Source organism: Arcobacter sp. ISO1 (assembly GCF_058105185.1).
The window spans coordinates 1,589,849-1,604,812 of record NZ_CM176573.1; the positions used below are offsets into that span (position 1 = coordinate 1,589,849).

Annotated in this window: 12 protein-coding genes; 9 read left to right on the forward strand and 3 right to left on the reverse strand. The window is 27.9% G+C overall.

Features of this window, described 5'->3' with window-relative positions:
• Positions 1-11: 11 nt before the first annotated feature.
• From purH to AC2TY9_RS07865, 3 genes are all read left to right on the forward strand, one after another.
• Entirely contained in the window at positions 12-1,544 is a 1,533-nt protein-coding gene (gene purH, locus AC2TY9_RS07855) for a bifunctional phosphoribosylaminoimidazolecarboxamide formyltransferase/IMP cyclohydrolase (protein ID WP_489780390.1), read from the forward strand.
• Between the two features lie 502 nt (positions 1,545-2,046).
• Positions 2,047-2,565, forward strand: a complete 519-nt coding sequence (locus AC2TY9_RS07860; RefSeq protein WP_489780392.1) for a J domain-containing protein — start codon at positions 2,047-2,049, stop codon at positions 2,563-2,565.
• Positions 2,566-2,622: 57 nt separating this feature from the next.
• Positions 2,623-3,039: a methylglyoxal synthase gene (locus AC2TY9_RS07865; RefSeq protein WP_489780393.1), complete on the forward strand. Its 417-nt coding sequence runs from the start codon at positions 2,623-2,625 to the stop codon at positions 3,037-3,039.
• Between the two features lie 4 nt (positions 3,040-3,043).
• On the opposite strand, the gene AC2TY9_RS07870 is transcribed toward AC2TY9_RS07865, so the two are convergent.
• Positions 3,044-6,526, reverse strand: coding sequence for a transporter substrate-binding domain-containing protein (locus AC2TY9_RS07870; RefSeq protein ID WP_489780394.1), 3,483 nt, complete (start codon positions 6,524-6,526; stop codon positions 3,044-3,046).
• A gap of 278 nt (positions 6,527-6,804) precedes the next feature.
• On the opposite strand from AC2TY9_RS07870, the gene AC2TY9_RS07875 reads away from it, so the two are divergent.
• The 3 genes from AC2TY9_RS07875 to AC2TY9_RS07885 all read left to right on the forward strand — a co-directional run bounded on the left by AC2TY9_RS07875 (position 6,805) and on the right by AC2TY9_RS07885 (position 9,080).
• On the forward strand, positions 6,805-7,467 hold the full coding sequence (locus tag AC2TY9_RS07875; RefSeq protein WP_489780395.1) for an NUDIX hydrolase: 663 nt from the start codon (positions 6,805-6,807) through the stop codon (positions 7,465-7,467).
• 28 nt (positions 7,468-7,495) lie between these two features.
• Entirely contained in the window at positions 7,496-8,110 is a 615-nt protein-coding gene (locus AC2TY9_RS07880; RefSeq protein ID WP_489776851.1) for a fumarylacetoacetate hydrolase family protein, read from the forward strand.
• Between the two features lie 112 nt (positions 8,111-8,222).
• Positions 8,223-9,080, forward strand: a complete 858-nt coding sequence (locus tag AC2TY9_RS07885) for a bifunctional methionine sulfoxide reductase B/A protein (protein WP_489776852.1) — start codon at positions 8,223-8,225, stop codon at positions 9,078-9,080.
• A gap of 40 nt (positions 9,081-9,120) precedes the next feature.
• Here AC2TY9_RS07885 and AC2TY9_RS07890 read toward each other — a convergent pair whose 3' ends face one another.
• On the reverse strand, positions 9,121-9,459 hold the full coding sequence (locus AC2TY9_RS07890) for a hypothetical protein (RefSeq protein WP_489776853.1): 339 nt from the start codon (positions 9,457-9,459) through the stop codon (positions 9,121-9,123).
• Positions 9,460-9,663: 204 nt separating this feature from the next.
• Between AC2TY9_RS07890 and AC2TY9_RS07895 the strand changes: the two genes are divergently transcribed.
• The gene (locus AC2TY9_RS07895) at positions 9,664-11,295 is read left to right on the forward strand and encodes a diguanylate cyclase (protein WP_489776854.1); all 1,632 of its coding nucleotides are present in this window, start codon (positions 9,664-9,666) and stop codon (positions 11,293-11,295) included.
• Positions 11,296-11,309: 14 nt separating this feature from the next.
• Positions 11,310-11,624 (forward strand): thiamine-binding protein, encoded by a 315-nt coding sequence (locus tag AC2TY9_RS07900; RefSeq protein ID WP_489776855.1) that lies wholly within the window; start codon positions 11,310-11,312, stop codon positions 11,622-11,624.
• An 18-nt stretch (positions 11,625-11,642) separates the two neighbouring features.
• Here the strand turns inward: AC2TY9_RS07900 and rnhB are convergent, their stop codons facing one another.
• On the reverse strand, positions 11,643-12,230 hold the full coding sequence (rnhB, locus tag AC2TY9_RS07905; RefSeq protein ID WP_489780414.1) for a ribonuclease HII: 588 nt from the start codon (positions 12,228-12,230) through the stop codon (positions 11,643-11,645).
• A 138-nt stretch (positions 12,231-12,368) separates the two neighbouring features.
• Here rnhB and AC2TY9_RS07910 point away from each other — a divergent pair, with 138 nt between their 5' ends.
• Positions 12,369-14,948 carry an ATP-dependent Clp protease ATP-binding subunit gene (locus AC2TY9_RS07910; RefSeq protein ID WP_489776856.1) on the forward strand — a complete coding sequence of 860 codons (2,580 nt, stop codon included), beginning with the start codon at positions 12,369-12,371 and terminating at the stop codon, positions 14,946-14,948.
• The last annotated feature ends 16 nt before the right edge of the window (positions 14,949-14,964 follow it).

The window sequence follows — 14,964 nt, forward strand, 5'->3', positions numbered from 1 at the left end:
GGTAAATCTTAATGAGAGCATTAATTAGCGTTAGCGACAAAAGTGGAGTTGAAAACTTTGCTAAAGAGTTAGTATCTTTAGGATATGAAATTATTTCAACTGGTGGTACTTATAACAAACTAAAAGAAGCTGGAATTGCAGTAATTGAAGCAAATGAAGTTACAAAATTTCCAGAGTGTTTTGAGGGTAGAGTTAAAACTTTAAATCCATATATCCATGGTGGTATTTTACATAGACGTGACAAACAATCACACTTAGATCAAGCACGTGAGTTAGGTGTTGAAGGTATAGATTTAGTATGTGTAAACTTATATCCATTTAAAGCAACTATTGAAAAAACTGATGACTTTGAAGAGATTATTGAAAACATTGATATTGGTGGTCCAGCTATGGTTAGATCTGCTGCAAAAAATCATGATTCTGTAATCATTGTAACTGATGTAGCGGATTATGATGTAGTATTAAACAACCTTAAAAATGAAACAAATACTCAAGAATTTAGAAGAGACTTGATGATAAAAGCTTACGAACATACAGCAGCTTATGATTCTATGATTGCAAACTATATGAACAAAAGATTCAACAACGGAATGGGACAAAAACAATTTATCGTTGGTGAAAAAGTATTTGATACAAGATATGGAGAAAACCCACATCAAAAAGGTGCTTTATATGAGTTTGATAAACATTTATCAAATAAATTTATCACACTAAAAGGTGAAGCAAGTTTCAATAATATGGGTGATATTTCTGGAGCTGCAAAAATAGCATCTGCTTTTGGAACTGACAATGCCGTTTGTATCGTAAAACATGGAAACCCATGTGGATTTGCTATCAAAGATACACTACTAGAATCTTATACTGAAGCTTTAAAATGTGACCCAATCTCAGCATTTGGTGGCGTAGTTGCAGTAAATGGAGTAGTTGATTTAGATCTAGCAGTTAAAATGAATGAAATCTTTTTAGAAGTTGTATTTGCAGCAGACTTTACAGCAGAAGCTGAGCAAGAGTTAAACAAGAAAAAAAGAATAAAACTATTTAAACAAGGAACAACAAAACTTGAAATGGCAAATGATGCATTTAACTTCAAAATAGTTGATGGTGGATTTGTTTATCAAGATGCTGATAAAGTTGAAGAAGATGAGGTAAGAAACTCAGAACTAAAATCAAAAAGAGAAGCAAGCGAACAAGAAATAAAAGATATGGAAATAGCATATAAAGTAGCAAGTTTAACAAAATCAAACTGTGTAGTATATGTTAAAAACTCAGCAATGGTAGCTGTTGGTATGGGTATGACAAGTAGAGTTGATGCAGCAAAAGCAGCTTTACGAAAAGCAGAAGATTTAGGACTAGACGTAACAGGTTCAGTTCTAGCATCTGAAGCATTCTTTCCATTTAGAGATTCAATTGACTCTGCACAAGAAGCTGGTGTGAAATGTGTGATTGAACCAGGTGGTTCAATTAGAGATGATGAGATTATTGAAGCGGCTGATGAGTTTGGTATGGCGTTGTATTTCTCAGGTAAAAGACACTTCTTACACTAATTCAGGAAGATTTATTCTAATAAACATCTTTCTTCATAAATAGGCGTTGTCAAGAAAAATAAATATAGTCATTTACTACATGTAAACTCCTATAGTTTATTTTTCTTTCCGCCTTTATTTCTTTTAAAATCTATTCATTATAATAAATCTTTTTTCTTAATAATAATTTTATTAACATTTAATAATAAATATATTTGAGGTATAAATGTTAAATAAAATTAAAAATTGGTGGCAGGATGAAATTTATTATTTGAAAGATGTTTTACCTGCTATAAGATATAAGAGACATTGGACTTCTAAAATTGTACATATATTAATAGATTTTTATTTAATATATTGGAAATTTAAGTGGTGCATATTCTAGAAAAATAATATTCAACATAGACTTGTATATGAAGTAAGAGAAGAAGATAAGGTTATTAGAGTCTTAAGAATGTTGACACACCACGAAGAATAGTTGAAAAGCACACTTCTTGCATATAAAGTTTTACAGGGGATTAAAATGCAAGATTATGAACAGTTTTTAGAAGAAGATTATATCATATACAACAAAGATATTATTCTTAGAGATTTTGTTTGGATTGAAAAGATTGAAGCAAAAGGGTACAAAGTTATTGCATACCTTGAAGAGCCATATGAAATGGTCTTTTTTGATTTAGAAGAGCTTATTTTAAATGGAAAAATTGCTTTTGAATCTTGTGAGATCTTTACTACGCAAAAGTGGGAAGAAGATAAAGAAATAATCCAAAAAGAAGCCTTTTTTACCCAAAGAAAAAATCAAAAAGAATTTAATGAAAATATAAATAGCTTTTTTAGAAAAAAAGAAAATTCAAATCAACAAATAGAAAAAAAATACAGAAAACTTTTAGACTTACCTATTCATGGACAACTAGAAAAGACACAAATTAAAACTGCTTATAAAATTATAGTAAAAAAAGTACACCCTGATGTTGGTGGAACACATGAGTCTTTTATTGAAGTTGCAAGGGCAAAAGATATATTACTAGATAATATAGTTTAATATCCATTTTAGATACAATTTTATCATCTACAAAAAATATTTATTAAAAGGACAAAAATGAATATAGCTTTAGTAGCCCATGACAATTTAAAACTTGACTTGATAGATTGGTCAATGTTCAATAAAGGGACTTTACAAAAACATATGATATTTGCAACAGGAACCACAGGAAAACTTTTACAAGATGAAGGTTTTGAAGTTCACAGACTAAAATCTGGTCCTTTGGGTGGAGATCAGCAAATAGGAGCAATGATAGCTGAAGGGAAAATTGATATTTTATTTTTCTTTGTTGATCCTATGGCAGCTCAACCCCATGAGCCTGATATTACAGCTCTTAGAAGAATATGTGATACCTATAGAATCCCAATTGCAACAAATAGACAAACAGCTGATTTTATAATATCTTCATCATTATTTGATGGATATATTCATGAAATGCCAGATTGGTCAAAATATCAAAATAGGAAATTATAATATATTAAAGGGGTAATTCAATAAAGAATTTCGCTCCATTTGAAGTGTTTTTGACATATATTGAACCTTTTAAACTTTCAGTTATAATTTTGTAACTCATATGAAGACCTAAGCCAGTTCCTTGAGACTGATGTTTTGTTGTAAAGTATGGCTCAAAAATTCTTTCAATAATCTTCTCATCAATACCGCCACCATTATCTTCAATAGTTATTATCGCTTTATTTTTTTGTCTTCTTAATTGAACATCTACCCAAGGTGATTTTATTTTTCTTTCTTTTAAAACATCTTTTGAATTATTAAATATGTTAATTAAAACTTCTGATAGTTCACCTAAAACAAGTTTAATCTTAATGGGTTCTACATTTTCAATATTTGTTTTTATAACTATAAAGTTACTACTAAAAGAAGCATTTATTATACTTATTGCCATTTTGATTCTATCTTGCAATATAACTTCTTTAAACTCTTTAGTATCTTTTATATACTCTCTAAATGTTTCAATTGTATTAGATAGATGTTGTGTATATTCATTAATACTTTTAAGTGTATCGATTAGTTTACTATCATCTAATACCCCTAATTCTTTTTCAATAATAAGCCCAGTCGAAGCAGTTGATATTATAGATAAAGGTTGCCTCCATTGATGGGCAATATTTCCAATCATTTCACCCATTGAAGCTGTTTTAGATTGTTGGAAAATCAATTCTTGATTTTTTAATCTTTCAGCCTCAAGTTTTTTGATTTCAGTAATATCATTTGCAATAACTAATATTAAGTGATTTCCATTTGTATCTTTAAATGGTTTTTTTATGGACATGAAGTTTTTAATCTCTCCAGTTTTTAAATCCTTTGAATCTTCATAAACAATTTGAGTTTTGCCTGTATCCATAACACTTCTAGTATTTTCCTTGTAAAAGTTAGCCATTTCCTTGTCTTCAAGAAATGAACTATCATCTTTTCCAATTAAATTTTCTTTTGTAGTATTATAAAGTTTAGCTAAAGCTTCATTTACTAAAACAAAGTTATTATTATAGTCTTTAATAATAATTGGATTAGGACTCTCATCTAAAACTGATTCTAGAAACTGTTGGGAGATTAAAACTTCTTTATTTTTCTCTTCTAATAAACTTTTAGCTTTTTGAAGCTCTTCCAATGCTATTTTTGTTTTATCTTTCTCTTTTGATAATTTTCTATTCCACCATAAAATCCAAATGATTATTAAAAACGAAATAATAGAGGTTTTAATAATCAAAGAATAATCAGTTTGTTTAATTTCTTGAACTGAAAACCACTTTTGTTGAATATTTATATGTTCTGTTGGAGTTATTTGTTTAAATCCCTTACTTAATAAAGAGGCCAACTCTGGCCATTCTTTAGGGGCTACAAAACTATAATTTATATCTCCATATCCACTTGGGGCAGCTATTTTTATATTTTCTAATTTATCATGAACCCTAAGATAATTAGCAACTCCTAAGTTTCCTATGTATGTAATATCCTTATTATCATTTACCATCTCTAAGGCACTTTTTGTATCTTTTGCATTTATAATATTTATTTCTGGATAATCTCTTTTTATCCACTCATTTGTTAAAAAACTCTTTTCTAAAACTACTGTTTTATTATTTAAACTATTCATTGAGCCAATATAGTTTGCATCTTTATGGGTAATAATCATAAGAGGATAAGATAAAAACTCAATACCAAAAGAAAATTCTTTTTTTCTGTCTGGATTTTTAACTGAATAAATTAAAGTATCATATTTTTTTCTATTATTATTTATATTGTAAAAAGCATCTTTAATGGGGTCGTTATTCATAACAAACTCAACTTCAAGACCCATCTTTTTTGCACTTTCTTTTACATAATCAACTGCTAGCCCTGCAGCTTCTCCATTCTTCTCAAACTCATAAGGGGCTCTATTTGGTCTAACCCTAAATCTTATTAAAGGATGCTTTTCAATAAATTTTTTTTCATTTATTGTTTTTGAATTTTGTGAACTTAAAACACTACTTGCGGTAAACCAACTGTTGTACAGTTTTATCTTTTCTTCTTTTAAAATTGAATCTAAACCTTTTTGTAAAATCGAGTTTAAAATAGGTTGATTCTTTTTAGAAAAATAGTGAACTGATGCAGCGTTTAAATAATCTTGGGGAGTACCTTTTAAATCTAAAATTGCATTTTCAAACAAAAAGTTTTCTACTACTAAATGATAATCAATAAGAGCATCAACACTTTCATTTAATGCTAAAGAAACTGATTGAGCTAGGCTTTCTGTTTCTATTATTTGAATATCAGGAAATTTTTTCTTTAGTTTATCAATTGTTGCATAACCTTTTACAATAGCAATTTTTTTATTGTTTAAGTTTTTTAAGTCATTATAATTTAATGATTTAGTGTAAATATACTCTTTAACTTTGTAGTATTCTTTTGTAAATAAGCCAAATTCTTCTCTTTTTTTATTATAAAAAGTTGCTGGAAGTAAGTCAATTTCTCCTTCTTTGAAACTATTTAATAGATTATTCCATGAATCTTTTATATATTCAACTTTTAAACCAGTTTTTTCTAAAACTAGCTTGAAAATATCAGAATAAAATCCATCAATATCATTTTCTTTTTCATTAAAAAAGATATATGGTTTAGAACTTTCTATTCCAACTTTTATTAAATTATCTTCTATAAAGTTTTTTTCTTCGATTGTTAAATATGCTTTAGTATAAAGGTTTTTATTTGAATATATCCAGTCTTTTTTTAATTGAATCATTTCAGTTAAAGAGATAGATTCAAAGGTTTTTAAAAAAATTGAACTTAATATTTTATTCTCTTTTTGTATACCAAATCGCAAATCTTCTTTACTTATCTGATCATTTTCAAAAAAACCACTTAGTTTTACATCTTTGTACATTAGATTATAGGTGTAGTTTTCTGTCATAGCATTGCTGATTATTAAATCAACTTGATTATTTATTAGATAAAAAAGTTTTTCTTTTTCCGATTCTAATTCAACAACTTCAACATCTTTAATATTTTTTAAAATTTGAATAAAGAATGAACCCTTTAATATTCCTATTCTTTTACCCTCTAAAGATTTTATACCTTCGTATTTTATTAATCCATTTGTAAAAATTCCAATTGGTACTTCATAATAAGGTTCAGTAAAAACTGTGTACTCTTCTCTATCTTTTTTATAAGAGATCTCACTTATTATATCAACCTCTTTATTTTTGAACTTTTTAGAGATTGTTGACCAAGAACCATTTGTTTTTGCAAATTTTAGACCACTTTTTTTAGATATTAAATCAAGTAAATCGTGAGTAAGTCCAACTTTTTTATTGTTTTTTTCATAACTAAAAGGAATATATGATTTAATTGAGGCGATTTTAATAGGCTCATGATTTTTAATGAAATCTTTTTCCTCTTTTGTAAAAGATATTTCTTTAGCAAAAATAGATACAACAAGAAAGAAAAATATCAATACAATTTTCATCTATAGCCTTTTTCTTATTTTATTAAAATGATGCTTGTGAAATGTTAAAATCAAATAAACATTGTAATAAGAATATATCAAAACTAAATATGTAATTTAAAGTCGTGGAGCGATTACGACTTTAAATTATTTAAAAAAGGTCGACTAGTATTTAAACTAATCATCATTCTATGAGTCTTCATGAATGGGGGTATAAAAATTATATAATGAACATATGACAAAAATATGATATTTTAAATTTTTTTGCTATACTTTTTTAAAAATTCGAATAAGGTAATATGAAAAAGAAAGAGCTTAAAAAACTTGTTAAAAATCTACCTAATAAACCTGGGGTTATGGCAAGGGATAGATATTTTAATTCTGCAGTTTTAATTCCTATTGTAAAGATAAAAGATGATTATTATTTGATTTTCCAAAAAAGAGCTGCTCATATAAGACAAGGTGGCGATATATGTTTTCCAGGTGGCAGGAAAGAAGAAAATGATAAAAATTTTAAAGAGACAGCATTAAGGGAAACATATGAAGAATTGGGCATTAAGAAAAAAGATATCAAAGTAATAGGACAATTGGATACCTATGTTGCTCCCATTGGTGCTTTGGTTGAATCTTTTGTAGCTAGAGTAAAAAAAAGAGCAATTAAAAATATGGTAATTGATAAAAATGAAGTTGAAGATGTATTAATTATTCCTTTAGACTTTTTTAAAAATAATCCCCCAATTGAATATAATTTAAAGTATCAAGTTCATCCATATACTATAGATGAGGATGGGAATAAAGAGATTCTTTTCCCTGTTGAAGAGTTAGGTCTACCTCAAACTTATCATAAACCTTGGGGGCATAGACGACATAGAGTTTGGGTTTATGACTATAAAGGTGATATTATTTGGGGTTTAACAGCAGTTATTATCAATGATTTAATAAAAAATATTGGTCCCTCTTAAGATGGGACATTTTATAAGGATATAATATATGAATTCAATAATTATAAATGAGCAAGAGATTTTTCCCTCAAAAGTTGTATGTATTGGAAGAAACTATATAGAACATATAAAAGAGTTAAATAATGAAACTCCTGAAGAGATGGTTTTCTTTTTTAAACCAAATTCTTCTGTTTCAAGAATATTGAATTTCCCAAAAGGAAATAGTTCATGTCATTATGAAGCAGAGATTTCTTTTTTAATGGAAGAAAACAAAATCTCAGCAGTTGGATTTGGATTAGATTTAACCCTAAGAGAGGTACAAAGCACTTTAAAGAAAAAGGGTTTACCATGGGAAAGAGCAAAATGCTTTAATGGTTCAGCTGTATTTTCAAAGTTTGTTAATTTTAATGGAAGTATTAATGACTTAGAGTTAGAACTTTATATTAATGGGGAACTTAAACAAAAAGGTGGGGTCACTTTGATGATAAACAAACCAATAGCGATTATTGATGAAGTTTTAACTTTTTCATCTTTTGAAGATGGAGATATTCTCATGACAGGAACTCCAAAGGGTGTTGGAAATTTTGTTGAAGGTGATATCTTTGAAGGCAAGATTTACGAAAATGGAAAACTTCTAGTTGAGCAAAGATTTTTAGTAAATTAATATTTTTTGAGTATTAAAAAAAAATAAAGTATATTGATTATATTAAAAATTAATGCACTCTTTGTTGTTGTTTTGATAAACTACCGCAATTAATTTTTGTAAAGAGAGGCGTATGGGCTATAATAAATTAACTCCTGAAGAAGAGTATGTAATAGAAAATAAAGGTACAGAAAGACCTTTTTCTGGAAAGTACAATGACTTTTATGAAGACGGAGTTTATAAATGTAGAAAGTGCGATACTGCACTTTACAGATCGGAAGATAAATTTTCATCAGGTTGTGGATGGCCAAGTTTTGATGATGAAATTGTTGGGGCTGTAAAAAGAATTCCTGATGCAGATGGAAGAAGAGTAGAAATTATATGTGCCAATTGTGGAGCGCATCTAGGTCATGTTTTCGAAGGTGAAGGTTTCACTTCAAAAAATATGAGACACTGTGTAAACTCATTGTCTTTATCATTCAAAAGTATAGAAAATTGTTGTGAACAACATGCTTTTGCATATTTTGCTGCTGGCTGTTTTTGGGGTGTTGAACACTATTTTGAAAAGTTTAAAGGTGTACATTCTGTTGTTTCTGGATATATGGGTGGACATATGGAAAACCCACGCTATGAAGCTGTATGTACAGGTAGAACAGGTCATTTAGAAGTTGTAAGGGTAGAATATGATGAATGTGAAGTTTCTTTTAGAGAATTAGCTAAACATTTTTTTGAAATCCATGATTTTACTCAAACTAATGGGCAAGGACCAGATATAGGAAGTCAATATTTATCAGCAATTTTTTATCAAAATGAAGGTCAAAAAAGAACTTCTTTGGAATTAGTAGATGAACTTGAAGATATGAATTATAAAGTTGCTACATCTTTATATGAATCAAGTGTATTTTATGAAGCAGAAGATTATCATCAAAATTATTATGAAAGAACAGGGAAAACCCCTTACTGCCACTCTTATAAAAAGATTTTTAAATAATAAATAAAGATATCTAAAATAGATATCTTTATTGCCTTTTTTAGTTAGATCCTAAAATATAATATACATGCTTTTTATCTAGTTTTTCAACATCAACATTGTATTTCCCAGCCCAATGAGACACTTCATCATGGAATTCAGTTAAGATTGCATCTGCATCATTTTCGTCACATTTAATTTTTAAATAATTAGACGAGTTTGATAAAGCAACATATGCGTTCATCTTTTTTAAATGGTCATTTAAACTAATTATATGTTTTGAAAATTTATTGAAATTTTTAGTTTCATTAATAACATCTTCAGCTTGCTTCAATGAAGAATCATTTTTAGCGTACCCTAGTTGAGATAATAAAACTTCTGGAGATATTTCTATCTGCATACTTTTCCCCTTTTTTATTGTAAAGTTTGAAATAATATCAAAAATAATGTAAATAAAATATTAATAAATCTATATAATATATCTTTTTCACATAGTAAAAGTCTTGAAAAACTTAGTTATATTAAATCATTTTTAACAAAACTGTTGTAGAATACAATTCATAAAATAATTTATTAACAACTCATGAATAGGAAATTAAAACAAATGAATCATTTTTTCTTTACACTGTTTCTTATTATGATATTAAATCCTTTTTTAGCTAAAGCAAATAGTCTTATATTACAATTATCTTGGTTTAATCAATTTCAATTTGCAGGTTATTTTATTGCAAAAGAAAAAGGTTTTTACAAAGATGAAGGTTTTGATGTAAATATTAAACCTTTTGAATTTGGTCTTGATATCCCTCAAGGGGTAAATGATGGTAAATATGATTTTGCTGTTGGTAGAGAAACTTTAATTTTAGATAAAAGTGATAATAAAAATATCGTTACTTTGTATGCTTTGTTTCAAAATAGTCCACTAATTTTAATCTCTACAAAAGAATCAAATATCAATAATATCACTGATTTTGATGGTAAAAGAATAATGACTACCATTGATGATGCAAGTGAGGTATCATTAAAGTCTATGATTATTTCACAAAAAGTTGAATTAAAAAATTTAAAATTTATTAATCACACCCACAATATAAATGATTTAATAGATAAGAAAACTGATGTTATATCAGCTTATACTTCAAAGGCACCATATTATTTACAAAAAATAGGAGTTGAGTATAATATTTTTTCCCCAAGTGATTATGGCTTTGATATGTACAGTGATTTCTTATACACAAGTAAAACAAAATTGGAAAATCAAAAAGAATTAGTTGAAAAATTTAGAAATGCTTCGTTAAAAGGTTGGGAATATGCCTATTCAAATATTGAAGAAACGGCTGATTTAATTTTAGAAAAATATAATACTCAAAACTTAACAAGAGAAGAGTTGATTTTTGAAGGATACGAATTAAAAAAACTTTCTTTTTATAATACTGATATTTTAGGAAATATTGATTTAAATAAATTACAAAGAATTTATGATTTGTACAATGTTATGGGTTTAGTTAAAAATAATATTGATATAAAAGATTTTGTTTATCATGACAATAGCTTAATTAATCATTTAAAAAATGAATTTAAAAGGTTATCTGAATATAAAGAATTACCATATTTGTATTTTTTTATTGGACTTTTTTCCCTTTTAATAATTGTAATTATTTATAAAAACATAGTACTTTTTAAAGTAACCCGTCAACTAAAAAGCAATGAAGAAGAATTGCTTCAAATGAATAAAGAATTAAAAGATCTTTCTGAAAAAGATTTTCTAACAAAAATTTACAATAGAAGATATTTTGAAACAATAGCAAAAGAGTCAATAAGTCTTGCAAAAAGAGAAGGTAAAGATGTATCAATCTTACTTATTGACCTTGATAATTTTAAGAAAATAAACGATACATATGGTCACCAAATAGGTGATTATGTATTATGTGCAGTAGCTGATTTAATGATGGAACACAAAAGAAAAAGTGATGTTATTTGTAGATATGGTGGTGAAGAGTTTGCTATTTTATTGCCAAATACATCTTTACATGGTGCAAAAAAATATTCAGAAAACCTAAGAAAAACTATAGAAAATGCAAAACTTGAGGTTGAAAATCTAAGTATAAAAGTTACTGCAAGCATGGGCTTAACCTTGTGTAATGCAAGTGATGATATATATTCTGCACTTGATAGGGCAGATGAAGGTATGTATGTTGCTAAAAAAAATGGAAAAAATCAACTAAATATTTTTAATTAAAATAAGGGGTTATTGTGTCAGTATTGTTACAAATGGCTATGTTTCCAACAGATAAAAGTGAAAGTAAAAGTAAAGAAGTTTCTGAAGTTTTAAAAGTTATACGAGATTGTGGATATCCTTATAAATTAACTGCAATGTCTACTGTTATTGAAACAGATAAAATGAGTGAAGCTTTATTGGTAATTCAAAAATGTTATGACAAATTAGAAGAACTAGGTTCAAAACGGATATATTCAACTATAACTTTTGATATTAGATCTGGTCATGAAAATAGACTTGAAGGAAAAGTGAAATCTGTTGAAAATCATATTGGAGAGGTTTCTAAATAAATTAGATATGCAATAATTCTAAAATAGATTTTTTTGCACTCCAATTTTCTCTTCACCTAATGCTTTTAATCTAAAAGTAACTCTGTGTTCATCACTTCTACCATATTTTTTAATTGCCTCAACATGAGCTTTTGTTCCATATCCTTTATGTTTATCAAAATCATATTTTTTATAGTTTGGTGCTATTTTATTCATATATCTATCACGACTTACTTTTGCTAATATTGAAGCTGCACTTACCTCTTTTATAGTTGCATCTGCTTTTATTTTATGTTGAAGTGTATTTATCCCAAAAGAAGTATTTCCATCCATTAAAAATTCTACATTTTCATTACATTTAGCTTTTAAAGTTTCCATGATTTCCCTAATCGACTCTTTTAAACAAGTACTAATTCCTTTTTCATCAATATCTTTAGCACTTTTAAATACTATATGATAGTGGCAGTTTTCTTTAATTTTGGGAAATAACTCTTCCCTTTTTTTCTCACTTAATTTTTTAGAGTCATCTAATTCTTTAACTTCATTTATAAAGATAGCTCCTGCTACACTTAAAGGTCCTGCGATTGGACCACGGCCTGCTTCATCAATTCCACACAACATTAAAATCCTTTAAACGTGTCCACTTTTAAAGGGACAAAGATATAAAAAAAGAATTATAATTTATAAAAGATTTATAAAAAGACTTGACAAAGATACACTCAAAGTGCTAAAATTATATTAGCAGTTAAAGAAAAGGAGTGCTAAATGAGTAATAATATATTTGAAAAACTAACAAACCAAATGCATGAGGTTATTGATTCATCAGTATCACTTGCATTACATAATAAAAACCAAGAGGTTGAACTTATTCACTTTTTGTGGGCTTTATTGACAAACACAAATTCAGTATTAAATCAATTATTAAACAAAATGAATGTTGATAAAGCAGCAATTGAATTAGAAGCAAAATCATATGCTAATAAACTTCCTCAAGTTTCAAGTGTAACAAAAGATAATATTAAATTATCAAGAAATTTTTTAAGTTCGGTTCAAAATGCAGAAGGTTTGATGACTAGCAATGGAGATAAATTTATAGCTATTGATACATGGTTGATGGCAAACTTATCAAATCAAGTTATTAAAGATGTGCTTGGAAAGTATTTAAATTTAAGTGAAGCAAAGAAAAATCTTGAAGCTATGAGAGCAGGGCAAACTATTGATTCACAAAGTTCAGATGATAACTTAGAATCTTTAAGTAAATATGGTATTGATTTAAATAAAAAAGCAATTGATGGTGAATTAGACCCTGTAATTGGAAGAGATGAGCAAATTCAAAGAATGATGCAAATTCTTATTAGAAAAACAAAAAACAATCCAATTTTACTAGGTGAACCAGGTACTGGTAAAACGGCAATTGCAGAAGGTTTAGCTCAGAGAATTGTAGAAAAACAAGTACCATTAAGTTTACAAAATAAAAAAGTAGTAACATTAGATATGAGTGCATTAATTGCAGGTGCTAAATATAGAGGTGAATTTGAAGATAGATTAAAAGCAGTTATTGATGAAGTAAAAAAAGCTGGAAATATTATTCTTTTTATTGATGAAATTCATACAATTATTGGTGCAGGTGCAAGTGAAGGTAGTATGGATGCAGCTAATATCTTAAAACCATCATTAGCTAGAGGTGAATTACATACTATAGGAGCTACTACACTTAAAGAGTATAGAAAATATTTTGAAAAAGATGCAGCGATGCAAAGAAGGTTTCAACCAGTTAATGTAGATGAGCCAAGTGTAAATGAAGCTTTACAAATACTAAGAGGTATAAAAGAGAGACTTGAAACACACCACAATGTAACAATAAATGATTCTGCATTAGTAGCAGCTGCAAAATTGTCTGATAGATATATCTCTGATAGATTCTTACCAGATAAGGCAATAGACTTAATAGATGAAGCAGCAGCAGAACTAAAGATGCAAATAGAATCAGAACCAATTGTACTTTCTACTATAAAAAGAGAAATACAAACTCTTAATGTAGAAAAAGAAGCATTAAAAATGGAAAAATCTAAAAAGAATGAGCAAAGAATAGAAGAGATTGAAAAAGAATTAGCAAATAAAAATGAAGAAAAGCAAAACTTAGAAGCAAGATTTGAAAATGAAAAAGAGACTTTTAATGCTGAAAGTTCATTGAAAGCAAGAATTGACGAATTAAAAGTAAAAGCAGAGAGAGCAAAAAGAGAATCAAAGTTCGAAGAAGCAGCTTCAATTGAGTATGGTGAGATTCCAGAATTACAAAAAAAGATTGCTGAAAACCAAGATAAATGGAATCAAATGCAAGAAGAGGGTACCTTACTAAGAAATTCAGTTGATGAAGAGTCAATTGCAAGTATTGTAAGTAGATGGACAGGGATTCCAGTAACTAAAATGATGGATTCTGAAAAACAAAAAGTTTTAAAAGTTGAAGAGGTTTTAAAACAAGATGTAATAGGACAAGATGAAGCTTTAAAAGCTATCTCTAGAGCTATAAAAAGAAACAAAGCAGGATTAAGTGATGATAACAGACCAGTAGGATCATTTATGTTTTTAGGACCAACTGGAGTTGGTAAAACAGAAAGTGCTAAAACACTTGCAAGATTTTTATTTGATGATGAAAAAGCGCTTATTAGATTTGATATGAGTGAGTATATGGAGAAACATGCTGTAAGCAGACTTATTGGTGCAGCTCCAGGTTATGTAGGATATGAAGAGGGTGGTCAGTTAACAGAAGCAGTTAGAAGAAAACCTTATAGTGTTATCTTATTTGATGAGATAGAAAAAGCACACCCTGATGTATTTAATATTCTTTTACAAGTATTAGATGATGGTAGACTAACAGATAACAAAGGTGTTACAGTTGATTTTAAAAATACAATAATCATCTTAACTTCAAATATTGGAAGTGCTAAGATTATTGAAATTAGTGATAAAGATGAAAGAAGAAAATCAGTATTAGATGATTTAAAAGCTTACTTTAGACCAGAGTTTCTAAATAGACTTGATGATATTATTATTTTTGAGCAATTAGGACTTGAAGCTATAACAAATATAGTTGATATATTATTTGAAGCTATTAAGAAAAAAGTTGCTTCAAAAGATATTGAGATTAGTTTAACTGCAAGTGCTAAAGAGTTTATTGCAAAAGTTGGCTTTGATCCAGTTTATGGGGCGAGACCATTAAAAAGAGCTATCTATGAGATAGTTGAAGATAAATTAGCTGACTTAATCTTAGAAGATAAAATTGCAGAAGGTTCTAAAGTAGAGTTTGATGTTATAAATGATAAAGTGGTGGTTAATTTAAATTAAAATAAAGCTTCTATTT

Coding starts and splice junctions, on each gene's coding strand:
- AC2TY9_RS07885 (WP_489776852.1), top strand. CDS start 8,223: ATGGGCTATAATAAATTAACTCCTGAAGAAGAGTATGTAATAGAAAAT.
- purH (WP_489780390.1), top strand. CDS start 12: ATGAGAGCATTAATTAGCGTTAGCGACAAAAGTGGAGTTGAAAACTTT.
- AC2TY9_RS07870 (WP_489780394.1), bottom strand. CDS start 6,526: ATGAAAATTGTATTGATATTTTTCTTTCTTGTTGTATCTATTTTTGCT.
- AC2TY9_RS07880 (WP_489776851.1), top strand. CDS start 7,496: ATGAATTCAATAATTATAAATGAGCAAGAGATTTTTCCCTCAAAAGTT.
- AC2TY9_RS07890 (WP_489776853.1), bottom strand. CDS start 9,459: ATGCAGATAGAAATATCTCCAGAAGTTTTATTATCTCAACTAGGGTAC.
- AC2TY9_RS07910 (WP_489776856.1), top strand. CDS start 12,369: ATGAGTAATAATATATTTGAAAAACTAACAAACCAAATGCATGAGGTT.
- AC2TY9_RS07865 (WP_489780393.1), top strand. CDS start 2,623: ATGAATATAGCTTTAGTAGCCCATGACAATTTAAAACTTGACTTGATA.
- AC2TY9_RS07875 (WP_489780395.1), top strand. CDS start 6,805: ATGAAAAAGAAAGAGCTTAAAAAACTTGTTAAAAATCTACCTAATAAA.
- AC2TY9_RS07860 (WP_489780392.1), top strand. CDS start 2,047: ATGCAAGATTATGAACAGTTTTTAGAAGAAGATTATATCATATACAAC.
- AC2TY9_RS07895 (WP_489776854.1), top strand. CDS start 9,664: ATGAATCATTTTTTCTTTACACTGTTTCTTATTATGATATTAAATCCT.